At 33.8% G+C, this 22,023-nt stretch carries 24 protein-coding genes and 1 pseudogene; 10 read left to right on the top strand and 15 right to left on the bottom strand.

Annotated elements, in window-relative coordinates; translation table 11 throughout:
• Positions 1-70: 70 nt before the first annotated feature.
• From ACQKN2_RS01635 to ACQKN2_RS01625, 3 genes are all read right to left on the bottom strand, one after another.
• Entirely contained in the window at positions 71-577 is a 507-nt protein-coding gene (locus ACQKN2_RS01635) for a hypothetical protein (RefSeq protein WP_427413372.1), read from the bottom strand.
• Positions 578-818: 241 nt separating this feature from the next.
• Positions 819-1,262 carry a GNAT family N-acetyltransferase gene (locus tag ACQKN2_RS01630; RefSeq protein WP_427413371.1) on the bottom strand — a complete coding sequence of 148 codons (444 nt, stop codon included), beginning with the start codon at positions 1,260-1,262 and terminating at the stop codon, positions 819-821.
• A gap of 25 nt (positions 1,263-1,287) precedes the next feature.
• On the bottom strand, positions 1,288-1,605 hold the full coding sequence (locus ACQKN2_RS01625; protein ID WP_427413501.1) for a MazG nucleotide pyrophosphohydrolase domain-containing protein: 318 nt from the start codon (positions 1,603-1,605) through the stop codon (positions 1,288-1,290).
• Positions 1,606-1,753: 148 nt separating this feature from the next.
• On the opposite strand from ACQKN2_RS01625, the gene ACQKN2_RS01620 reads away from it, so the two are divergent.
• Positions 1,754-2,329 carry a TIGR00730 family Rossman fold protein gene (locus tag ACQKN2_RS01620; protein ID WP_427413370.1) on the top strand — a complete coding sequence of 192 codons (576 nt, stop codon included), beginning with the start codon at positions 1,754-1,756 and terminating at the stop codon, positions 2,327-2,329.
• A 275-nt stretch (positions 2,330-2,604) separates the two neighbouring features.
• Here the strand turns inward: ACQKN2_RS01620 and ACQKN2_RS01615 are convergent, their stop codons facing one another.
• Complete coding sequence (locus tag ACQKN2_RS01615) at positions 2,605-3,822, bottom strand: ROK family protein (RefSeq protein ID WP_427413369.1); 1,218 nt, start codon at positions 3,820-3,822, stop codon at positions 2,605-2,607.
• 279 nt (positions 3,823-4,101) lie between these two features.
• Here ACQKN2_RS01615 and ACQKN2_RS01610 point away from each other — a divergent pair, with 279 nt between their 5' ends.
• The gene (locus tag ACQKN2_RS01610; RefSeq protein ID WP_427413368.1) at positions 4,102-4,920 is read left to right on the top strand and encodes a purine-nucleoside phosphorylase; all 819 of its coding nucleotides are present in this window, start codon (positions 4,102-4,104) and stop codon (positions 4,918-4,920) included.
• Positions 4,921-5,199: 279 nt separating this feature from the next.
• Positions 5,200-6,447 carry a nucleoside permease gene (locus ACQKN2_RS01605; RefSeq protein WP_427413367.1) on the top strand — a complete coding sequence of 416 codons (1,248 nt, stop codon included), beginning with the start codon at positions 5,200-5,202 and terminating at the stop codon, positions 6,445-6,447.
• Positions 6,448-6,602: 155 nt separating this feature from the next.
• On the opposite strand, the pseudogene ACQKN2_RS01600 reads toward ACQKN2_RS01605, so the two are convergent.
• Together ACQKN2_RS01600 and ACQKN2_RS01595 are read right to left on the bottom strand one after the other, a co-directional pair.
• Positions 6,603-7,267: pseudogene (locus ACQKN2_RS01600) on the bottom strand (HAD family hydrolase).
• A 26-nt stretch (positions 7,268-7,293) separates the two neighbouring features.
• Positions 7,294-7,476, bottom strand: a complete 183-nt coding sequence (locus tag ACQKN2_RS01595; protein ID WP_427413366.1) for a transmembrane Fragile-X-F protein — start codon at positions 7,474-7,476, stop codon at positions 7,294-7,296.
• Positions 7,477-7,718: 242 nt separating this feature from the next.
• On the opposite strand from ACQKN2_RS01595, the gene ACQKN2_RS01590 reads away from it, so the two are divergent.
• The 3 genes from ACQKN2_RS01590 to ACQKN2_RS01580 all read left to right on the top strand — a co-directional run bounded on the left by ACQKN2_RS01590 (position 7,719) and on the right by ACQKN2_RS01580 (position 11,233).
• Positions 7,719-8,867: a hypothetical protein gene (locus ACQKN2_RS01590; protein WP_427413365.1), complete on the top strand. Its 1,149-nt coding sequence runs from the start codon at positions 7,719-7,721 to the stop codon at positions 8,865-8,867.
• Between the two features lie 444 nt (positions 8,868-9,311).
• Positions 9,312-10,448 carry a hypothetical protein gene (locus ACQKN2_RS01585; RefSeq protein ID WP_427413364.1) on the top strand — a complete coding sequence of 379 codons (1,137 nt, stop codon included), beginning with the start codon at positions 9,312-9,314 and terminating at the stop codon, positions 10,446-10,448.
• A 473-nt stretch (positions 10,449-10,921) separates the two neighbouring features.
• Positions 10,922-11,233 (top strand): RNHCP domain-containing protein, encoded by a 312-nt coding sequence (locus ACQKN2_RS01580; RefSeq protein ID WP_427413363.1) that lies wholly within the window; start codon positions 10,922-10,924, stop codon positions 11,231-11,233.
• Between the two features lie 390 nt (positions 11,234-11,623).
• On the opposite strand, the gene ACQKN2_RS01575 is transcribed toward ACQKN2_RS01580, so the two are convergent.
• The 3 genes from ACQKN2_RS01575 to ACQKN2_RS01565 all read right to left on the bottom strand — a co-directional run bounded on the left by ACQKN2_RS01575 (position 11,624) and on the right by ACQKN2_RS01565 (position 14,641).
• Positions 11,624-13,216, bottom strand: a complete 1,593-nt coding sequence (locus ACQKN2_RS01575) for a HEAT repeat domain-containing protein (protein WP_427413362.1) — start codon at positions 13,214-13,216, stop codon at positions 11,624-11,626.
• Positions 13,217-13,499: 283 nt separating this feature from the next.
• Positions 13,500-14,069, bottom strand: coding sequence for a hypothetical protein (locus tag ACQKN2_RS01570; protein ID WP_427413361.1), 570 nt, complete (start codon positions 14,067-14,069; stop codon positions 13,500-13,502).
• Positions 14,070-14,491: 422 nt separating this feature from the next.
• Entirely contained in the window at positions 14,492-14,641 is a 150-nt protein-coding gene (locus tag ACQKN2_RS01565) for a hypothetical protein (RefSeq protein WP_427413360.1), read from the bottom strand.
• Between the two features lie 147 nt (positions 14,642-14,788).
• On the opposite strand from ACQKN2_RS01565, the gene ACQKN2_RS01560 reads away from it, so the two are divergent.
• A complete protein-coding gene (locus ACQKN2_RS01560) occupies positions 14,789-15,034 on the top strand; it encodes a YkuS family protein (protein ID WP_376075675.1) in 246 nt (81 codons plus the stop codon).
• Positions 15,035-15,095: 61 nt separating this feature from the next.
• Here the strand turns inward: ACQKN2_RS01560 and ACQKN2_RS01555 are convergent, their stop codons facing one another.
• Both ACQKN2_RS01555 and ACQKN2_RS01550 read right to left on the bottom strand, forming a co-directional pair.
• The gene (locus ACQKN2_RS01555) at positions 15,096-15,398 is read right to left on the bottom strand and encodes a YfzA family protein (RefSeq protein ID WP_427413359.1); all 303 of its coding nucleotides are present in this window, start codon (positions 15,396-15,398) and stop codon (positions 15,096-15,098) included.
• Positions 15,399-15,512: 114 nt separating this feature from the next.
• Positions 15,513-15,803: a hypothetical protein gene (locus ACQKN2_RS01550; RefSeq protein ID WP_427413358.1), complete on the bottom strand. Its 291-nt coding sequence runs from the start codon at positions 15,801-15,803 to the stop codon at positions 15,513-15,515.
• Between the two features lie 373 nt (positions 15,804-16,176).
• Between ACQKN2_RS01550 and ACQKN2_RS01545 the strand changes: the two genes are divergently transcribed.
• Entirely contained in the window at positions 16,177-17,100 is a 924-nt protein-coding gene (locus ACQKN2_RS01545) for a VanZ family protein (protein ID WP_427413357.1), read from the top strand.
• A 188-nt stretch (positions 17,101-17,288) separates the two neighbouring features.
• On the opposite strand, the gene ACQKN2_RS01540 is transcribed toward ACQKN2_RS01545, so the two are convergent.
• A complete protein-coding gene (locus ACQKN2_RS01540) occupies positions 17,289-17,426 on the bottom strand; it encodes a hypothetical protein (protein WP_427413356.1) in 138 nt (45 codons plus the stop codon).
• Between the two features lie 206 nt (positions 17,427-17,632).
• Here ACQKN2_RS01540 and ACQKN2_RS01535 point away from each other — a divergent pair, with 206 nt between their 5' ends.
• Positions 17,633-18,142, top strand: coding sequence for a tubby C-terminal domain-like protein (locus ACQKN2_RS01535; RefSeq protein WP_427413355.1), 510 nt, complete (start codon positions 17,633-17,635; stop codon positions 18,140-18,142).
• Positions 18,143-18,308: 166 nt separating this feature from the next.
• Here ACQKN2_RS01535 and ACQKN2_RS01530 read toward each other — a convergent pair whose 3' ends face one another.
• The 3 genes from ACQKN2_RS01530 to ACQKN2_RS01520 form a co-directional block, all read right to left on the bottom strand.
• Positions 18,309-18,536 carry a hypothetical protein gene (locus tag ACQKN2_RS01530; protein ID WP_427413354.1) on the bottom strand — a complete coding sequence of 76 codons (228 nt, stop codon included), beginning with the start codon at positions 18,534-18,536 and terminating at the stop codon, positions 18,309-18,311.
• Between the two features lie 899 nt (positions 18,537-19,435).
• The gene (locus ACQKN2_RS01525; RefSeq protein WP_427413353.1) at positions 19,436-20,371 is read right to left on the bottom strand and encodes a PD-(D/E)XK nuclease family protein; all 936 of its coding nucleotides are present in this window, start codon (positions 20,369-20,371) and stop codon (positions 19,436-19,438) included.
• A 255-nt stretch (positions 20,372-20,626) separates the two neighbouring features.
• The gene (locus ACQKN2_RS01520; protein ID WP_427413352.1) at positions 20,627-21,367 is read right to left on the bottom strand and encodes a sulfite exporter TauE/SafE family protein; all 741 of its coding nucleotides are present in this window, start codon (positions 21,365-21,367) and stop codon (positions 20,627-20,629) included.
• A 92-nt stretch (positions 21,368-21,459) separates the two neighbouring features.
• On the opposite strand from ACQKN2_RS01520, the gene ACQKN2_RS01515 reads away from it, so the two are divergent.
• A complete protein-coding gene (locus ACQKN2_RS01515; RefSeq protein ID WP_427413351.1) occupies positions 21,460-21,957 on the top strand; it encodes a DUF1648 domain-containing protein in 498 nt (165 codons plus the stop codon).
• The last annotated feature ends 66 nt before the right edge of the window (positions 21,958-22,023 follow it).

Raw genomic sequence — 22,023 nt, 5'->3', positions numbered from 1 at the left:
GCGGGAATAACTAAATCAATAGCACTTCCTTAACTGGCCACCCTATATATCTATTAGGGTGGCTTCTTATTTACTGAAAATAATGATTGACTACTTCTTCAGCCGAATGAAAAATAATATTGCTTTGAGTTTTATAAATAAACGTTGGTGAAGTACAAGCTTTTTCGAGACTTTTTGCGTACTTTAATGTATCAGTCATTTGCTCGATAATCTCAGAATAGCCATCTAGGTTATTAGAGATCTTTGGCATCATTGTATCGGAAACGTCTAAAACAATGGAAACTTGATCCTCCGCATAACTATTTAAATTAATGAAAAAGCACTCCTCCAAATCTTTCGAATGCTTGTCAACATTAATAACTGCTTCATTATAATTTGCGATTAGTCCAGTAGATGTTACTGTAATGGTAAAGCCTTGTTCAGTTAATTTTTTATTAATGGCATCTAACAATGTATTGACTTCTGCATCCATTTTAGGTGTTACAGTTGTCTGCATTAAATTATCACAATTTTGATGAATGGTATCAATTTCAGCTTGCTTATCCACAAGTAATTTAAAGTTTGATATCGAGTACACACTAAATCTCCCCTTTATTATAAGTTTGACATTGGAGAGTTTTTTTAGACATCTTTCAGCTATATATTTTTTTGAACAGTGCTCTAATTTAGAAGAGCATGTGTGGCAAGTCGAGGTAGTTGCAGGAACTCGGAGAAAGTTATTGAATTGTTAGTTGTTCAGTTAATTTTGGGGGTTCGTGGATATGTACGGATATAACAGAAGGCTGTAGGAAAGAGCTAATCAGACAGCCTTTCTAAACTTAAACGAGCTGTTTTACCATTGTAAAATAGCTACTGCCCGGGGGATAATCTTTTATTTCGCCAACAACTTGATAGCCCCATCTTTCATAAAACGTACGTGCTTGAAAGTCATATGTAGTTAACAATGCCTTCATAGCCCCCATTTGTTTGGCTGTTTCTTCAGCTTTTTCCAATAACTGTCCCCCAATGCCTTTTCCACGGAATTCTTGACTAAACCAAAACTTATTGATTTCCACCCATCCCCAATACACTTCAGCTGTGATGCCACCAATCCATTGCTGTTGAGGATCGGTTACGATTAAATTTAACGGACGAATAGTACCCTTTTGTCTACTTTCTTTATGGTACGGTGAATGTTCATCGTTGTACTCTCTAATCTTTGTATTTAGAAACGTAGTAAAGTCATCGTGTTTTTCCAATAAAATCTCTACTTGATAATCCATATGAATCCCCTTTCCATATGTATCTCTATGCTTTATAACGCTCCATTAGCTTTTCCTGATGAGCTGAAAAAATTTCTTCAAGTGAGATATCATATTTATTTGCAATAGCTATAATATTCCCTAACACATCTCCAAGCTCCTCTACTAATTCTTGCTTATTTTCATCATAGGATTGAATCTTTTCATCTGGTCGATCCCTACCGATTTCCAAAGCTCGTATAGCTCTTGCTACTTCTCCAGTTTCTTCAGCTAGAAAGCCAATACGCGTAAAAATACTTAAATCAGACCAACCACGTGTATCATAATAATCCTTGACCCATTTTTGAAACTCATTTAATTCCATTTCTTCTTCCTCCATTTCTTTCCTCTTAAAATTAAATTATACTATAAAAGTGAAACGTGAATCGGTGAGGTTTTTTTATCCCTCGCTTCTTATTAATGTTCACTAACCGTTATTGCGGAAAAAACTTATTAGATGTGGAGGAACCATTATGGATAGTATTGCAGTATTTTGCGGATCAAGCATCGGTGCTTCTGAGGCATATAAAGAAGGAGCTATTCTTCTAGGAAAAGAATTAGCAAAACGTAATATTACCTTAATTTATGGCGGAGCGAGTGTCGGTGTGATGGGAACAGTAGCAGACACGGTTCTTCGTGAAGGTGGCAAGGTCATTGGGGTTATCCCGACGTTATTAGAGGAACGTGAAATTTCTCATAAGCATTTAACTGAGCTAATTGTCGTTAATTCTATGCATGAACGCAAAAGCAAAATGATGGAGCTAGCTGATGGCTTTATTGCTTTACCCGGGGGACCTGGTACGTTAGAAGAATTATTCGAAGTATTCACTTGGAATCAAATCGGCCTTCTGCAAAAGCCTTGTGGTATATTAAATATCAATCATTATTATGATTTACTCATTGGGTTATTTGACCATATGCAAAATGAACAATTTTTACAAGCCCAATATCGAAATGCACTACTTGTAGATGAAGACGTTACGGCACTGTTAGATAAATGTGCTTCCTATGTTCCTCCTGCCGTTAAAACTTATCAAACAAATAAATGAGATAAAGTCTTCTTAATTCATTGAATTATAGGATATTGTATGGAATTACACCTTGCTGCAAGTGCATTCCCAAAACTTGATGGGAGAGTGTCTCAAACATTTGTAGCTGATTTCTATATCACATACAAATTTGATAGTGCTAAGAACGAATTCATTGTTGATCAAATAGAAGTAAAACCAATTAAAATATAGAAAGAAAAGCTGACCATTTCGCTATACGGTCAGTTTTCTTTCAATTTATGTGAATCATAAAAGGTAATTAGCATCGCCATTATTCATGGCAGAAGCTCTTCAGTGAAATAATCTAATACCATACAGCCGGCGCCTTGAGCAACGATATTGTATGCTGTAGTTGATTTCATTATCTGGACATTGCTAGTAGGATAGTGCATTAGTCGATTTTGTGCTGTTTCAGAAGCTACTTCGTAGAACAGCGGTTTTGGTACTAAGGTTCCTCCACAGATGACAATATCTGGACGCATAAGGAAAATTAAATTGCTGAGGCCGATGCCAAAATAGTAAGCCGCATCCTTCACTACCTCTAAACAAAGTGGATCTTCCTGCTCTAAAGCATTTAATACATGGTGAAAATCGATATCTTCTACATCATTAACCTTTTCTTGAAGAGATGAAAAATTACCACGCTTCAAACGATGTACTACTTCATTACGAATGGCTGGCAAGCTGCTATATGCTTGTAGACAGCCGTATGCTCCACACGAACAAAGTCTCCCGTGTACATCCACAATAACATGCCCAAAAGCATCCGCCATTTCGTTTTTATTACTTACCAATCTACCTTGTAAAATAGTACCACAGCGAATCCCCATATCACTTGAGACAAAAATTAAATTATCTGTTTTATTCCAATAGTGATTACGGTATTCAGCTAATGCTGCTAAATTTGTTCCATTATCTAAAAATACATGGGTATCATTTTGTTGTTGTAAAAAGTCAACAATATTTAGATGATCCCACCCTCCTGCTGGGAACAAATGAGAATTGATGATGGCTCCACTCTCTTCGTCAATTGAATCAATGACCCCAACCCCAATTCCTAGAAGTTTATCTTTTTGGGTGTTATGTTTAGCCAATAACTCATTAACGCATCTCGTGACAAAATTCAACGTGTACTCCCCCGTACACTGTACTTCCATCTTTAATTTTGCAACATCTATAATATTTAATTTTAAATCTAGTAGTAACACTGTAGTGTATAAACTGGTTATTTCTACTCCTATCAAACAATACTTATCAGGATTGATGACGTACATTAATGGTTTACGCCCACCACTAGACTCTCCAGTGCCACTATCGTATATAAGCCCCTCCTGCACAAGCTCATCTAATAATCGTGCACACGTTACGTGTTTGTATCCAGTTAGTTCGGTAAGTGTATTGATCCTAACTGGCCCTAATTTACGAACTAAGCTATATAAAAGTTTTAGACTTTTTGTTTTCGGTGATGTTAAACCCTCAAATTGCTTTAACATATACTCCTCCAAAAAATGAATTAATAGATTACCCTTATTTTATACGATTTCTTATGAAAGAAGAAGTTGGATAATCCAATCTTTTTTCATTATATACAAAAAGGGTTATACATATTTATGATTAACCTTTTGTTCACCAATCATTTAGTGCACACTTTTTTTCAAAATGATTTTAAGTTATTTACATTAACTATATTATCGATTACACTGTTTTTAATAGATTGTTATTTGAAATGGAAAAACAATTTATTGAAAAGAATATTTAAGGAGGAATATTAAATGCACAATTCACAGAATATTGCGGAAACTATAGATTTTATCATGAGTAAAACTGACCACCGTCCAACAATCGGTTTGATTTTAGGTTCGGGGTTAGGAGCTCTTGCAGATGAAATTGTAAACCCTTTCAAAATCCCTTATAGTGACATTCCTCACTTTGCAAAATCGGGAGCAGTCGGTCATGCGAACGAATTAATAATCGGAGAATTAATGGGAAAGACAGTCGTGGCTATGAAAGGTCGTTTCCATTACTATGAAGGTTTCACTTTAGATGAAGTCACTTTTCCAGTACGTGTAATGAAAGCGCTAGGAGTAGAAAATCTTATTATTACGAATGCCTGTGGTGCCATTAATACAAGCTTTTCCCCAGGTGATTTAATGTTAATTACTGATCATATTAATTTAGTTGGAACAAATCCATTAATTGGACCAAATAATGATGAATTGGGCACTCGTTTCCCTGATGTTTCTCAAGTATACAATCTTGATTTACGTAATATTGCTTCTACGGTAGCTAAAGAACAAAACATTCATTTACAAGAAGGTGTTTATGCTTGGTGGAGTGGACCAGCATACGAAACTCCAGCTGAAATTCGCATGATTCGTACTCTAGGGGCAGATGCTGTCGGGATGTCGACGGTGCCGGAAGCAATTGTAGCAATTCACGGAAACATGAAAGTGCTTGGCATTTCCTGTTTAACTAATATGGCCTGTGGCATTTTAGATCAACCATTAAGTCATGATGAGGTCATTGAAGTCGCGGCTTTAGTTAGAGACAAATTTATCAAACTAGTAAAAGAAACAGTTGCAAGAATGTAAATCCTTTATTTATGGTTCATCACCAAAGATTAAAACGTATGTCATGAATAAAAGTTGATTGCAGTGAAAGCTGGTTAATTCATTTGAGAGCACAGCGTCACAGATCCTAGTTCGCAATTGAAGTGGCTCATAGGACGCCCAGCCGGAACAGAAAACAATCCCACAATATGGTGATGAGCCCTTTTCATCTAAATGATAAGAAGTTTTAACGAAAGCACAGTTTCCAATCGCATTTAAAACATTAATGGGCTTCATCACCTTAATCAGGAGGGTAAAAAAATGGGAATTAAATCACGTCTTAGAATAATGATTTTTCTTCAGTTTTTTATTTGGGGTTCTTGGCTTGTTACACTCGGCTCTTACATGATCAATACGTTGGAGTTTACTGGCGCGCAAGTTGGCGTTGTTTATAGCTCAAAAGGTCTTGCTGCAATCCTTATGCCGAGTCTAATTGGTATTATCGCCGATCGTTGGGTAAAAGCCAATATTTTATATGGTATTTTACATTTCCTTGGCGCGATTGCATTATTTACTGCTGCTCAAATTTCAGATCCTTCTATTATGTTTTGGGTCATGTTTTTTAATTCACTAGTTTATATGCCTACACTTGCTTTATCTAATACGATTTCTTATGTTTCCTTAGAAAGCAAAGGGCTCGATATAGTGAAGGACTTCCCGCCTATTCGTGTTTTCGGAACAATTGGTTTTATTCTTGCCATGTGGATTATTAGTCTTGCGAAAATCGAATTGAGCAACATTCAGTTATACATTGCTGGGGGTGCTTCGGTGTTGCTTGCTCTGTATTCATTTACACTTCCTAACTGCCCAACATCAAATATGAAAAAGGACAAGTCTTTGATAAGTCTGTTAGGATTAGATGCTTTTGTCCTTTTTAAACAAAAGAAGATGGCTTTATTTTTCCTTTTTGCAATGCTTTTAGGTGCTGCATTACAAATTACGAATACATTCGGCAATCCATTTTTACATGACTTTGCGTTGAACCCTGACTATAAAGATAGCATTGCCGTTAAATATCCAGCGATTTTATTATCCGTGTCGCAAATGTCAGAAGTCTTCTTTATTCTAACTATTCCATTTTTCTTACGTAGATATGGAATAAAGAAAGTCATTCTAATCAGCATGCTGGCATGGACTTTACGGTTTGTATTCTTCGGATTCGGAAATCCAGCCGGAGTCGGATTCCTCTTGTTAATACTATCTATGATTGTTTACGGTTGTGCCTTTGATTTCTTTAATATTTCGGGAGCCATTTTTGTAGAAAAAGAAGTCGATCATCGAATTCGTGCAAGCGCTCAAGGCTTATTTAGCACAATGGTAAATGGGGTTGGCGCTTATGCAGGGGCTATTATAAGTGGTAATGTAGTGGATTATTTCACTGTAGATGGCGTAAGAAACTGGCAAAACATTTGGTTGGTTTTTGGAGCGTATACTCTCGTTCTTGCACTAGCTTTCGCGATAATTTTTAAATATAAGCATAATAGTGAGGCAATGAAAAATGTAACTTAGCTTTAATTAGTGGAGGTTTTCTTTCCTCATAAAATTCCTTGTAGTTAAATAAGTTAATGACAAAAAAGGCCAGTATTTAACACTAATAAATCACTGGCCTTCCCTATTGTCTATAATAACTCTTAAATCAGAAGGTAAATAAATTATTAGTTTTTTCAAGTCCTTTGCAAAACCTTTAAAATATCTTGAATTTCTCTTAAATTATCAATGGTGTAATCCGCTTCAACATTTTTCCATGCATCATTTCGTTTCCAAATAGCCATCATTCCTACTTTTTTAGCAGCTTCTACATCATTTAAAGGATGGTCTCCAACGTACAGACTTTCATTAGCGGATATCCCTAGTTTAGATAATGCTCGGTCAAATATTTCTGCATTTGGCTTTTTGATGCCCTCCCATTCAGAGATAAGAATCACGTCAAAAGTATTTTCAATTCCTAACGCTCGTATATTATCTAGTTGAAATTGTCCATATCCATTCGTTATCATACCTAGTTTTAAGCCATGCTTTTTCAAATTGTGCAACATGCTATGCAAATTTTCAAATGGAACACAATGATTTTTAAATTCCTGTAAGTAATCATCTAACAGTGCTTCTAGTGACAACTCAATAGAAAACTCTTTGATTAATTGCTGATAGACTTTATCTTCCATACATATCCATGATTATCGAGCTCAATAAAGCGATGAACATAAGTCTCTTTTAAAATATGTGATAGATGTGGCTTTAACCGCTCGTATTGCTGATCTATAAATGAGCGAACAGAACTATCACGATCTAACAATGTTCCATCTAAATCAAAAATCACAGCTTCAATCATTTGTATCCATCCCCTTTTTTAAATTCTCAACTACGTTTTTTCACTGCCACTACAGCTATTAGTACCATTACTAACTTCATCACCAAAATGAATGCGTAAATGCTAAACGATATGATCACTGGCAAAAGAACTAACCACCAAGACCATGCAATAACACCTGATAGTTTTAATACTACAAAGACAATTGTTAATACTTCAGCGATTCCCAAGTTCGCACCACCTATCAAATTGGAATACAAGTTCTATAGATACCTAAATTTCGCCATATAGAATTAGTTTCTTTCCTAAAGCTAGACTGCCGCTCAAATTTATTGTTATACAACTATTTAAGCACTTAGATGGAATGTTTTAAAGTTTTTAACTTTTTTAAAAATGACGAACCTTCCCACTTGGTAATTCGTCTAAATATTGGAAACTATAAGTTCCAGAGTAAAAAAAGGGAGAAATGATCATGAAAACACCGATTAAAAAATCTTGGATGATTGCTTCAGCACTAACAATAGGAATGGCTGTTCTAACACCGCTACAAGCAGGAGCTACTTCAGTAGAACCAACAACTGATGTTACTGTTCAAATCGAACAACAAATTACAGGAACGATTAAAAGCATCGACGGAGACGGGATTAACTTAAAAGGTAGAGACGGTAAAAACTACTACATCAATTTCTATAAATTTTCTGAAGAACAACTAGAGCAAATGAACTTAGTAGAAGGACAGGAAATCACAGTTGAAGGCGGTGTAGTAGAGGATTATTCTGACTTCTACACTTTCGAAGTGTATAAAAAGTACTTGCCTAAAGAAGTACCAAATGACGAACTAACAAAATTAGAAAAAATGTTTAATGAAGTGGCGAAGTTGAGAAAAGAATTGTCAAATGAAATGACAGACGCAGAGTTTGACAAGAAATTTGAGGAAATTAACAAAATCTATGATGATATGTATAAAATTGAAAAACCATACATATTAGCTAATTGGCAACCTCAATCATTTGAAGAATATATAGAAGATTACGGATTTAGCGAAAAAAATATAATTATTACAGAAAATGATAAAAAACAGTTTAAAGCTATTTATGAAGAATGGGTAAAGCTTGAAAAAGATGGCCAAGAGGAAAAGGCTAACGAAAAAATGGAGAAATTTCATGAAATCCTCAAACCATATTTTGATGAACTTTATCCACCTCTAACATTTGAAGAATATATGGAAGGCTTCGAGTTAGTAGATATCCCCGCTGAAACTTTAGCAAAACTAAAAACTATTTATGAGGATATTCGAAAAGCAGAAAAAGATGACAATACTGACTTATTAAATAAACTATACGGGGAATTTTATGACATCATTGATCAGTATATAAAGTCTCGAACATTTGAAGAATACATGGCTGACTTTGAATTCGAAGTTAGTGAAGCAGATAGCAAGCAATTAAAACAGCTTTATGAAGAAATCTTAAAGCTTGATAAAAAAGAAGAACAAGAAAAAATTTACGAGAAATGGGAAGCATTCCACACTATTTTAGAGCCCTATTTTAAAGCGAATAAAGAAGTTCTAATCTCTGCTTCTAAACTATCAATTAACGGCCAAGAATACCTACCACAATAAGTAGAAGAATCGGGTGTCTCAACAATCATTAAAATGACTGTTGGGATTCCCCTTTTTTGTTGATTCCACAAAAATTTTTGGGGATGTATTCAAAGTCTATACCGCAGTATAATCAGTTAACTTCTATAACAAAGGTATAAGAAAAACTTCCTTTAACCCCCTTTCCAGAACTACGAGAAATATCCCCCCTTCTCTTTGGTGCGGAGAAACACTACCTTCAATTTTTATTGGTTCAATCTCATCATCTTTGTAATATTTTTTCCAACAATATATATCTTGTAATTATTGCTACTGCTCAAGCTTTATTGTTAACACATTTAAAAACTTAGCATGGAATATTGGAAATTTTTTAACTTTTTCAAAAAAAGAAGAACCTTTTTATTTGGTAATTCGTCTAAATATTGGAAACTAAAAGTTCCAGAGTAAAAAAAGGGAGATATGTTCATGAAAAAACCGATTAAAAAAACTTGGATGATTGCTTCAGCACTAACAATAGGAATGGCCGTTCTGACACCCCTTCAAGCAGGAGCTACTACAGTAGAACCAACAAATGGTGTTACTGTTCAAATCGAACAACAAATTACAGGAACGATTACAAACCTTAATGGATTCGGGGTTGAGCTAAAAGGTAGAGATGGTAAAAACTACTATATCAGTTTCTTTAAATTTACTGACGAGCAACTAGAACAAATGAACTTAGTAGAAGGACAGGAAATCACAGTTGAAGGCGGAGTAGTTGAGGATTATTCAGACTTTTACACTTTCGAGGTTTATAAAAAGTACTTACCTAAAGGTGTACCAAATGAAGAGTTAACAAAATTAGAAAAAATGTTTAGTGAAGTGAAGAAGCTAGAAAAAGAAGCTTCAAATGCGATAACAAATAAAAAGATGGACGAGGCTGAAAAGAAATTTGAAGAAATGAATAAAATCACGAAACCATATTATTTAGCTAGTTGGCAGCCCCAATCTTTTGAAGAGTTTCTAGAAGACTACGGATTTAGTGAAAACAATATAGTTATTGCAGAAAATGATAAAAAAGAGCTTAAAGCTATTTATGAAGAATGGGTAAAGCTTGAAAAAGATGGTCAAGAGGAAAAGGCTAAGGAAAAAATGAAAGGATTTAATAAAATACTCCAACCATATCTTGATGAGCTTTATCCAACTCCAACATTTAAAGAATATATCGAACGCTTAGACTTATTAGATATCCCTGCTGAAACTTTAGCAAAACTTAAAAATATTTATGAAGAAGCACGAAAAGCACAAAGAGAAGATAATTATGAGTTATTTGGTGAAATATGGAGTGAATTCCATGATACCCTTAGTCAATTCATAATACCTCCAACGTTTGAAGAATACATGTCTAACTTTGAATTCAAAGTTAATAAAGCGGATAGCAAACAATTAAAACAACTTTATGAAGAAATCTTAAAGCTAGATAGAAAAGAAGATTCAGCAAAGATGGAAGAAAAATGGGAAACGTTTTACAATATTTTAGAGCCATATTTTGAAGCAAATAGAGATATTCTAATCTCTGCTTCTAAATTAACAATTAATGGCCAAGATTACCTTCCACAATAAGTAAAAGAATCGGGGCGTCTCAACAATCATTTAGAGATGATTGGTGGGAGTCCCCTTTTTAGAGTTTGCTTCGTTCGCCAAATACAGACTATTTAAACATTTTAATATATTTGGTATCCTTTAAATGATTAAAATAACTGCCATATAATAAGGGGTGATAAATTGACGCTTTATCTATTCAAAACAATCGCTCGTTAGGGGACGAATGCCGAAGTCAGTGATTATAGGAGAACACCTACTAGTGGAAGATGGAGCGGTCCGTCTTACAGTGGTTGACACAAAAGCATAAAATCAATCGTGGTCCGGATCAAAGGATGAAAAAAGTCTTTGTGAAGCAGGAACTAGAAGTAATCGTTTTGAAAAGCAAGACGGTGAATTCGTCCATTCCCTATAAAAGCCTGGTACTGCTTTTGCAGAAAAAGAAAACGGAACCCTTCCTCCAATGTTGAAATAACATTTTGGAGGAAGAGCAATTGAGTAGAAAAAATGAGAATACAGCATTTCAATGCGAAAATTGTAGTACGATGGTTGAACCATTAAGCAACGGCAGTTTCAGAAATCATTGTCCAAATTGTTTATTTTCGAAACATATGGATAATGTTCCAGGAGACAGAACAAGTACTTGTAAAGGTTTGATGAGACCAATTGGAGTCGATTATACTGGAAAAAAAGGCTTTCAACTTATCCATCAATGTACAAAATGTCAAAAAAAGAGTCGAAATAAAGTTGCTGTTGATTCCATTCAAGAGGATCAAATTATTCAATTTATGCAATCGATCATTTAGTTACGTATTTATATTATGTAAAAGACACATTGGAAATAAACTTCAATGTGTCTTTTTTAAAGGCTGTTTTCTCAAAGATTGTTGCTTCTGGTTTATCTATCTTATTCAACTAAAGCACCCCGTTAGCCATCCATGAAGTGCAAAAATCAGCACTTCACCACAGAAAATGAAAGAGGATTAAGTTCTTTCATGGGAGTTTAACAAGAACAGCGACGCTTCTTCAACAATCCGCCCGATTGTTGAAGATCATGATAATGATTCCTACCTTAGCTTGTTAAACTTACACCTTACACTCCCCGTTAGAAAAAGTGAAATTCATTACAAACACTTCACAATAATTAGTTCTGGATACATTAGGAAATAGAACTATTATAAAATTAATTAAGTTTATCATTGAAAACCTTTTATACAAAATTCAATTTCTCTTACGTCGCTTTTTTCTAATTCACTACCATACTTTGATAATGTGTTCCTAATTGAAACAATTTGGTTCTTAGTTGGTAAATCAAAAGTACGATTAAAATTTACTATCCAATTAATAAAATTGGTTTTCCCCAATCTTGAGATTTCACTTTCTTCCTCATTCACATAAAACTCTATAATATAGATTATTGCATCCCATTTTGAAAGTGAACTTAGCAAAAGAGCAATATTATATTTTGTATGTTTGTAATTCGTCTCTGTATACAAACTATATAATTGTTCCTTGATATCCTTATAATAAACTGTCGATAATGACCTTCTTGCAGCTTTAGATATTCCTTCACCTTTATGATCAAGCAATCCAACAAATTCTGCCTTATGATTTTCTCCATCTAATAATGATATTGCACGGATAGCAGCCTTAACTATTGAAACATTACTATCATCTAAGTATGGAATTATTAACTCTACATGATTTTTCTTACCTACTTCTCCTAATCCTAATAAAGCTCCCCGAACCAATTGATAAGACTTTAACATTCGTATGTAATAAGAGGGGAAGTCGTATTTATTTTGTTTACTTAATATGAATCTTGCTATTGACCTAATCGTACCACTCTTATCTAATAGTGCATTTTCTAGTTCTTTGATGCTCTCATCTGGAAAGAAAGAGAAATATTTCTCTAATACTTTAGCCCGTATCATTGGAAATTTGTCCTTCTTTAAAGTTGGGTAATATAACTTAAATTCATCAACACTAATATCACTTATTAATTCATTAAACAGCAAGAGACGTGGATGAGGTTCTTTTTCTAGTTTTAGATATTTTAAAAGTAATTCTTTATTATACATTTTTGAAGATATAATGACTCGATAACAGAAATATCTTATCTTACCAAAATGAGATTTAGTACCTTTGTCTAAAAAGGGAAATGACTCCTTTTGAGATAAAATATGAACCACCTGTTCAAAAAAATTTCTGTTATCATTTCTATTTGTATTCTTTAACTTAAATATTAATGGAAGGTTATTTACAATATTATTTACATATGAATGTTTTAAACGACGCTCAACATATTTTTTAGCCGTATCCCTTACCTCTGTAACCCAATCGTTACATCTTATAAGCAAATAGGACAATTCTTTACCTGAATCATGCTGATCTAAAAAATGAAGTGCTTTTTCTCTAAAGTATCCGCTTGGATGAAAGCTACATAAACCTAGAATCATTAATCTCACTTCTTCAGTCATATCGGTTGTTAATAAATTCTCTGGAGATTCAGTTTTCCAATCATATGACCAATCCAATGAAGACCGCTCTCTAAACAAATTATCAAGCTTTGATAATTCAAGAATGTTTAATGATTGAACATAGTCATGAAGAACTTTTGCTGCTCTAACTTTCAATTCATTAGAACTGGTTAATAATAACTCAAAAATTGCAGGTATTCGTGATACTTCATATTTGCCAGTAACCTGTAACATTTCTTCTATATAATCTTTTGAATATCTGTCAGCAGGATAATATGCTTGTTTCTTTTTAAAAAATCCCCAATTCAACTCAGTTTTTCCTCCTTTCTATGCCAAATAGACTTCTTTTAATATACTGCCCATTAGTTTAAGTGTAAACCTATACAATCTCTTCACTCAGAACAATTTTCTTTTAACTTGTTGTTCAACAATATGGCCCGATTGTTGAACAACAAGTTAAATAACACTATTCAACTAAACTGCACCGTTAGTTCAATAAAGAAAAAAGAGCTGCTTATGCAACTCAATGATCTTCAAGAAAAGCACCCCGTTAGTGAAACAAGAAATCCATACTTCTATCATTGTTCATTTCCTATTGTCGTATAAATAAGCCGTTTTCTTCAATAATTTCTTTGCATTTATTAAAACCGATTATCGTCTTAGAATAAATAGGGAACGACAAATCATAATTCCCTATTATCACTGAATCCAGAGAAGGAAAGAAAAAATCTGCGAAATATAGTTCAGTTACTGAGAGTTTCGTTAAAAAGACAAGGGCTTCCACATCTCCTATTTTATAAATACCCTTACTGTGGGAAAACAATTTTCGAAAGAGATTCGCCTCCGACCGATTTAAGCAACTTAATTTATATTTGAATGCTTCTTTACTCAATCCTTTTTTATAAATGTGTACATACACTTCACTCTCTTTTAGATGAAAAAGTTGCGTAAAAGTATCCAAGAAATTTGCACCATACTTTAAATTATGATTTTCTCCCAATAACTCAGATGCCTCTTCTTCAGTAAGAACACGATTGAATACGTCCATAATACCGATATGATTGTATAACTCACTTGGCTTTTCAAGAAGGTGAGTGTTAAATCTTTTATATTTTGAATGTAGGATATTGATTTCTTCGTTTGTAGCCAATGTTAATTTCATAATTTACCTCGATTGTTTGCTTGTAATAACATTATTTTATCATCTTGTTTAACTAAACTGCGCCGTTAGTTGAATAGCAACAATCTTTTCGAAAACAGCCTTTTTAAATAAGCCACTTTTTATCGTATTCATTTTACTTCTATAGCAAAAATATAAGAAGAACTTCCTTTAGCCCATCTTCCGAAAACACTATAAATATAAGTCCCCTTTTCTTTCGGTACAGAGAAAACATTATCTTGTACTTTTACTACCTCAATTTCATCGCTGCTTAACCATTTATCTACTTCTATTCCCTCAATAGGTGCTTTCTTAAAATTAATGTTAATTTCACTTTGAGGTGAAACAGAAAACGGAACAATTTCTTTATTAGCAATAATTTCCGGTGGGGGAATTTTATCAACACATTTATTATTTATAAAATTTCACCAACAATAAGTACCTTGTACAATTGATACTTTTTTACCTTCTGACAATACAACAGGCTTGGGTGGTCCAGCAATACTTACCATAACAATCCATACAAATGCAATTATAAATAAAAGACTAAATATTTTTATCTTTAGACTTCCCATTTAAAAGATGCCTCCTAACATTAAATTTTATTCATTAATTTAGAGTCAACTTAGACGCCTTTTTTTTATTATGTATTACAAAAAAATGAATGTAATGAATAATTAGCAATCCTATATGACACATTACATATAGGAGGTGGAAGAATAATGACTAGAATAATTGGTGTGGAACAAACATTAACAAACGTTGAAGACGCTTTAAAAGCAAAAGGTTATGAAGTTATTCAGCTTCGTACTGAAGAAGATGCAAAAAAATGTGATGCTTGTGTAATCACTGGGCAAGATAGAGATATCATGGGAATTAGCGATCCTGTCATGGCAGGACCTGTTATTGACGCTGATGGTCTTTCTGCTGACGAAGTACTTCAGCGTGTCGACAAATATTTCCACTAATAAATAACTAGGTGCTGTCGCTATAGCTTTTTTGACTATAGAGCAGCACCTTTTAAAATCTTTACTTTTGTAGACTTGGTGAAAAAACGTTTTTTATCGCACCTATTATTCCAGGCACGAGTAATGTAATGCCAAAAAAGAAAGTAAGTAAATTGAAATGTTGTATATCATAAAAGGTAAACCACTCTCTGAAAAATGAAGATTCAGTAATTCTTCCAAATAACGTTCCACTAAAATCTCGATAATTAGGAATCCACCCTGTTGCTTCTAATGTAATAAAGATTAGTTGTGACAATACAAATACACCATTAGAAGATACCCAAGGTCGTTTCAAAAATGGAATATGATGTTGTTTATTAGCCAAGTAATATCCCTCCCTCTTTTAAATACTATTTATAAAAACACTTAAAATCAAGGATTAAATACCAATATTAAACAAATGTTCCAACTTAACAAAAAAACACTAAACTATTATTGTCTATTTTCTTATTGAACTATCCTGCACCACTGGACAACCCTTTCCTTTACTATTCCATCCAACATGTTGTTGTGTAGAATAGAATGTTTGTAATGAATCACCAACAATTTTTATGACTTTGATATGCCTTTGTGTTACTTCTCTAACATAAATACATACATCATTTTTACCGATAATCGGTTGCTCTTTCATCATTCCACATATGCTATTAGCAAGAAAATTTAATGAAAAATGACTAGCTTGCTGATCCTCATACATTGTTGCATCACAATACTTCTCCCTACTAGGCAATCCACTGTCATTACTCCACAGCAAAAAAAGAAAGTTTAAGTTCTTAAGAAATCTTCATAAATACCCTCAATAATTATTAATTATTTCCACTTACAATAATGATAAAGCCAAAGGATTCTCTAGGAATGCTAAGTGAAATATAGGCAGTCTTATATGTGTAGACCGCAAAAAATTGTGACTGTTTGGAAATCATCACAATAAAATAAGTCAGGAAAATCGTGTAAGTGATTAATTAGTACCCCTAGTACTCTATGAAGGATTCTTAAATGTTTCCACACTATGATTCCTGTTAGAGGAAATTTTCGAAAAAGTAAAGTACACAAAGTAGTTCGTAAATGACTAGAGGTATCGGTATGAAAAGGAGATAAAAAATATGAAAAAACGAAATTTAATTATAATGATTACTATTCTATACACTGGTCTGATCTTATACTTCATGTTCTTTGGCTTTAATCGTCTAGACCGTTACGAAGATTACAAAAGCTACGGCTACGAATTTTTGCTCATCCCATCAGGTGTTCCTTTGAATTTCCCTAGATTTACGTTTTCTTGGTTGTACGATTTTGGAAATATAGCAGCTTTTATCCCCTTTGGTATCCTACTGCCCTTACTTAATCAATTTGATTATAAAAAATTTATAGGATGGTTCATGATCGTGATTCTTGGATTGGAAACGATCCAATCTTTAGTACATCTTGGGACTTTTGATGTGAATGATATTATTTCAAATACTATAGGTGCAACAATAGGATATGTTGTTTACAAAGTTGGATTCACTTCAAACTTGACTTTAAAAAAACTCATCGCTTCGTCCTTGTCTGCCATTATACTGTTAGTTTGCGTGATGATTGTCTCTGAAGTTTTAGATAAACGAGTAAGTCCTGCACAACCCTTGCATACTATTGAAGAAATAACAGAAGCTAAACCACTAACGAACGATGTACCGACCTTCACTGTAGGTGGTAATAAGATTGAACCCCAATTCAATTTATATAGTAATAAAGGAAATACTACCAAAATCTATACTAATACTATTGAAGATAAAGAGGAGCTAACATTTTTTCTAAACATTGGCATTCCAGATCAAGAGGAATTCAAAGGTGAAGTGACCATAATTACGGACGGAAATGTAATATTCCAAAAAAATGAAGTGAATTTGAAAGAAGAATCCGAAACAATTGAAATGCCATTAGAAATTCCGTTATATTACGAAGCCAAAAAAATGACCATTATGATCACTGGTAATATAAAGCTATGGGATGTAGGCTTCACAGAACTGAAGCATTGGTGGGAATAGAGTGATTCATTTCTCTTTGGAGTAATTACGTCTCTCTAAACAATGAAGAAGAAGCCTTTATTCGTTTTCTTCTTCATACCGTTCCGGTCTTTCTCTTAAACAAAGTGATGCCTAGGCACAAAATCAATTGAGTACTTGGGCTTCACTTTATATTTTTTATTACTACGATGCCAGCTTACAGATACAGACTAGAAATTCCCATTCCCAAACAACGCGTCTAGTATTTCTTTGCCAAAAAACGCAAAAGACAATAGAAACACTACAATTAAAATGGCTAAACTACCGAATATAAACGAGAACACTATCCCCATCTTATTATCATTCAATAAAACCACTCCTACACTAGCATTTTATGTTCCTCAAAAAATCCTTAATTTAACAAACTAGCACTGTTAATACCTCAAACCCTACTTATTTGGATAAATATTTCCATTTACCCTAAATGCTAAAAAATAGTTGTTATTCAACTAACGGTACGATTTAATGGATATTGATTGAATTAATTAAGAGAGATCATTGAGGAGAGACATCGTTGCAGATTTATTCATATAGCATCCCAGAATTAGATTCTTATTACACAAGTATTCCTATTTATAATAAGGACTACCAAGTTATAAGTATCCTCAAAAAAAATCGCCATCGTATCCTAACACAACTGTCTCATATGCTTCTACGATATGGAATGCCCTACTGCTATAATGCTTTTTCAATGAATAATCATCCAATATACAAAATTGATTGTGTATTTACAGGTGTTCGTTATACACTTTATAGCTGCAGTACAATGGATAAGGTTTCAATAACACAAAATCGTGTGCAATTAATTGAAAAGGTGCAATCTTTTATGCTCAACGGGGACGTGTATCAATTTGAGAAAGACTACACTTATTCAGGAACCTTAACGTTAAATGGTGAAAAAATTGCTGTAATTAGAAATTTAAATAGTACAAATACAAATTTAACGAATCGTATCCACATTGAAGCAATCGATGATGACATCGCCTCTCTAATTGCTATCATGTATCAAACATTTGTCTATTAAAAAATGTTTGATACTGTTTTATTTCATGCGCTTTAATGGCAGAATTGATTCTAAAAATTTTTGTAAATTAATCCTGTCTTTATAACGCGCCCTTAAAATTTATCTATTTTTTCAATGCATAATAAAAAGCCACACCTTGATAGAAGATGTGACTAATTACATTTGATTAATCAAATTCTAAAACATTTTTTTCTACTACTACTTTGTAAACATCTATAGTACTAATTAAAATCGTTTTATAATGTTCTGTTTCAGTAAATGAATACCAAGGCTTCTCATTGAACCCGTTAGAAATTTCTTCTACAAATGTTTCTTGTTCAATATTATTCTTGATTTTATATTCTTCTTCATGACCCTCGTTAAAATAATACTTCACTTTATATTCATACTCCATAAGTTAACACCTCCCATCTACCTATATAATGGATTGTAATGACCAGAAATATGAGCATAATAAAAAGCCACACCTAGTTAGGTATGGCATTTTATAAGTAAGCTTTCACTTTTGGCTCACTCGCTCCATTTTCAGATTCAATTCTGCTCACACAATACTTTAAAATACACGCTCATTCTTCTTCCCAATTAACAGACATACCTCTCCAAAAGCCAATGTATATTATTGAAGGTTTTCCATTGGGTTAGTAGAATTTTTCTCCAGAACAAATTTTATTACTTTTACAGTATTCTTTGCCTCTGCTTTGTTAAATAGCGCTTACTGCACATTACTCAGTATTTAAGGGCTCAATATAAAAATACTTTTATAAAGTAAATAATTAAACTGACTGCAACAACCGTATTGAACACCAAAGCAATCTTATATTGAAACCTAATTTTAAATAAAGACACCAGTATATTATGAAGAAGTAAATATATTGTTAATACAACAAAATGCATGATAGAAAACACGAAACTCATTGTGATTAAAGAAAAACGACTTAAATCTCCTGGATAACTATCTGCAGCTGTAAAACGTATACTGCCCACAAAAAGTACAGTTATCCATTGCATATAGTAGGTTAAGATAAACACTATTAAAAAATAAACTACATAAGATAAATATTGAAAAAATGACTTAATATCCATTTCACACTCCTTAACTAAATGAGAGTATTGAACTCTGATTTCTATGTATGATTAGTTACAATAACGATAATATTATTAGATTTGTTGCATATTTCCTATAACCCGTTATACATAATTAAAAAAGCACCGAAAATTAACGGCGCTTCGTTTTTCTTTGATTCTTTCGAGTTTGATGACTTTTTTAGTTGGTCACTCGCTCCATTTTCAAATTCAATTGTGCACACATAATTCTTTAAAATTGCACCCTTTACAGTGCCATTTTTCAAGGGTTTTCTCAAATCCCTCAAAGTCTACAGGTTCATTCGAGAAAATATCCGCCTGATATTTTTTCATTTCCAGCACACTTCGCTGAAACGTATGTAAAATATTGTCCATATCAAATGCTGTAAAGGTGTATTTTTTTCGTTTACCCGTCAATAAATATTCATTATAAACATCAATCTGATCAAGAGATACGCGATATTTTTGCTGAATATAGTAAGCATAGAGTGCTAACTGTTGGCGATCATCATCGGACTCTCCACCTGTTTTCCAGTCGATAATAATCCACTTGTCTGTCATCTCATCAAAATAATGAAAATCCATTACGACAAAAACTTGTACCCCCTCGATTTTCATAGAACGAAATTGTTCAGGCTCACCGATTCGTAGCGAGCCTTTTTGTGCAGTAATTTGCTGGAACGTTTCACTGTTAAGAAAGTTATCAAACACAGCCGTCATGCGCTCCTTATAGTCCTGTACGAGTTCAGGATTTAACTTTCCTTCGTAATAAATTTCTTGCATCATATGAAATTTATTAGGCTTATGTCTCCATAAATCTACATGACGTGTAGAATCGATAAAAGCGGCATTAAGCTGGCCACGTGCACGATTGACTAATTCAGCTACAGTCGGAGTCTCGCGGGTTTGTAAATAATCATTGATCGATTGCTCTATTAAATGATGGACGATTTGCCCAAATAAAATCGGCATCGATTGAAGCTTTTTTAAGCGATAGACATGTTGATGATATGGCTCCACATTGTAACTTAGCCAGCCATTATGAGAAAAATAATATTCATAGCCATATTTTCGCGCACAGCTTGTTAACGTTTTATGACGTGACAGCGACCACGAAAAAGATGGATAAGGTGTGATTTCAAACATGTATACCGCCTCCTTATATCTGTTTTATCAATTTCGCCTTGGCGTAATTGCGTCTGGATTTTGAATTGTGCTCGCACAATTCAAAATCCGTGACATCCGCCGGAGGCTTTGGGCCAACATGAGGTTGGTCACTCAGTCATTGCCACAGGACGTGGCGTTCTTTGACTGAGTTCCTCTATTTCAGTAGATGTTTGGATACCCACTGAAAAGATATTATATCTCCATTTATCTCATCACCTTCATAGGTGATGTCTTCTACTGAATGAAGATAAAATCATAACCAAGCTGTACGATCAACACAATTGTTACAATACGCAACAATAGCTTTACTTGATTTGCATTAACCTTTCTGGCAAGGATAATGCCTATTTGTGCACCGATTACAGAACCAACCATTAATACGATTGTCAACGGCCAATCAATTTTACCTGTGGCAATATACGTAATAGAAGCTCCTGAGCACATCGCAAAAACACCTACACGCGACAAACCTACTGCTTTCATATAAGAGATTTTCTCATGTGCATATGTATAAAGTGCAAGTGTACTGCTACCAGGACCGAACATCCCATCATAAAAACCAACCCCTAAAAGGATTGGACCGTTTTTACGATTCATTGTAAAGCTTTCTTTTTCTCCAAATTCAGCCCCACCTAAAAAGGACATAACAAGGGCAAAGCCTAATAAAATGATGGCGATTAACGTTAATGTTTGACTGCTCATAAATGATGCAAACAAACCTCCGAGTGTACCACCTACTAAAGAAACAAGTAATACTGAACGCATTTCTGACCATACTATTTCTTTTCTTTTATAAATTGTATAGAAGCTTGAAAAAGCACTGACCATATTAGAAACCTTATTCGCACCGATCGCTGAATGGACAGGAACTCCTACTAACATCATAGTCGGTAATGTTATTAACCCGCCACCTCCAACTAACGTGCCAATGACATTGCCAATGATTCCAATTAGTAAAAACAACAAGTATTCCATCTAACCCTTCTTTCTATGACACACATGATGGTATTCTTATGATACAGTATAACAGACTGCAATTTTTTAAAGTTGAACTATGAGGTGAACGAATGCTTGAACAACAAAAAACACCTACACCACGCTTTTGTAAATCGCTAACGCTTATTGTCGCGACTATTTTTTTAGCTGGCATTACGGCAACGCTCATTCAATACAGTAAGCTCCCCGCTTCTATCCCCGTTTTGCAAAGCTTTAAGAGTGAACATGCGCAATTTGGTCCGAAAATCACCATCTTTTATTTACCTTTCATTGCCTTAATGCTATTTTTACTTTTACACTACTTAGAGATGAAAGCAGCTTATCCTATCCTACGCAAAAATAAGCCTAGCTTATCTCATATCCAGCGACAAAATGGAATCATTACCTTTTGTCTCATCAAAAATAGTATACTCTTATACTTTACATATTCATTATTCAATGATTTAACAGTTGCTTTAGGCCATGAACGTATTTTACAGCAGTGGCATGCTTATGTATTTCTATTTGTAATAAGTACAATATTTACAATGGGGATCGTGCGTGGCATTTTATTGAATAAAAAGGAATAGAGCATACCCTACGCTGTACTAATGTATGATAAATAACAGAGAATGTAGATTTAAAAAAGTTGTACT

The organism is Lysinibacillus sp. NPDC093688, from assembly GCF_050280145.1.
Classification (GTDB): Bacteria; Bacillota; Bacilli; order Bacillales_A; family Planococcaceae; genus Lysinibacillus; species Lysinibacillus xylanilyticus_B.
This window is presented reverse-complemented; position numbering and strand designations above follow the sequence as displayed.

Bases quoted from the DNA above. Each gene is read 5' to 3' on its own strand.
- ACQKN2_RS01630 (WP_427413371.1), bottom strand. From the start codon at position 1,262: ATGGATTATCAAGTAGAGATTTTATTGGAAAAACACGATGACTTTACT.
- ACQKN2_RS01625 (WP_427413501.1), bottom strand. From the start codon at position 1,605: ATGGAATTAAATGAGTTTCAAAAATGGGTCAAGGATTATTATGATACA.
- ACQKN2_RS01620 (WP_427413370.1), top strand. From the start codon at position 1,754: ATGGATAGTATTGCAGTATTTTGCGGATCAAGCATCGGTGCTTCTGAG.
- ACQKN2_RS01615 (WP_427413369.1), bottom strand. From the start codon at position 3,822: ATGTTAAAGCAATTTGAGGGTTTAACATCACCGAAAACAAAAAGTCTA.
- ACQKN2_RS01610 (WP_427413368.1), top strand. From the start codon at position 4,102: ATGCACAATTCACAGAATATTGCGGAAACTATAGATTTTATCATGAGT.
- ACQKN2_RS01605 (WP_427413367.1), top strand. From the start codon at position 5,200: ATGGGAATTAAATCACGTCTTAGAATAATGATTTTTCTTCAGTTTTTT.
- ACQKN2_RS01590 (WP_427413365.1), top strand. From the start codon at position 7,719: ATGAAAACACCGATTAAAAAATCTTGGATGATTGCTTCAGCACTAACA.
- ACQKN2_RS01585 (WP_427413364.1), top strand. From the start codon at position 9,312: ATGAAAAAACCGATTAAAAAAACTTGGATGATTGCTTCAGCACTAACA.
- ACQKN2_RS01570 (WP_427413361.1), bottom strand. From the start codon at position 14,069: ATGAAATTAACATTGGCTACAAACGAAGAAATCAATATCCTACATTCA.
- ACQKN2_RS01565 (WP_427413360.1), bottom strand. From the start codon at position 14,641: ATGGGAAGTCTAAAGATAAAAATATTTAGTCTTTTATTTATAATTGCA.
- ACQKN2_RS01560 (WP_376075675.1), top strand. From the start codon at position 14,789: ATGACTAGAATAATTGGTGTGGAACAAACATTAACAAACGTTGAAGAC.
- ACQKN2_RS01545 (WP_427413357.1), top strand. From the start codon at position 16,177: ATGAAAAAACGAAATTTAATTATAATGATTACTATTCTATACACTGGT.
- ACQKN2_RS01530 (WP_427413354.1), bottom strand. From the start codon at position 18,536: ATGGAGTATGAATATAAAGTGAAGTATTATTTTAACGAGGGTCATGAA.
- ACQKN2_RS01525 (WP_427413353.1), bottom strand. From the start codon at position 20,371: ATGTTTGAAATCACACCTTATCCATCTTTTTCGTGGTCGCTGTCACGT.
- ACQKN2_RS01520 (WP_427413352.1), bottom strand. From the start codon at position 21,367: ATGGAATACTTGTTGTTTTTACTAATTGGAATCATTGGCAATGTCATT.
- ACQKN2_RS01515 (WP_427413351.1), top strand. From the start codon at position 21,460: ATGCTTGAACAACAAAAAACACCTACACCACGCTTTTGTAAATCGCTA.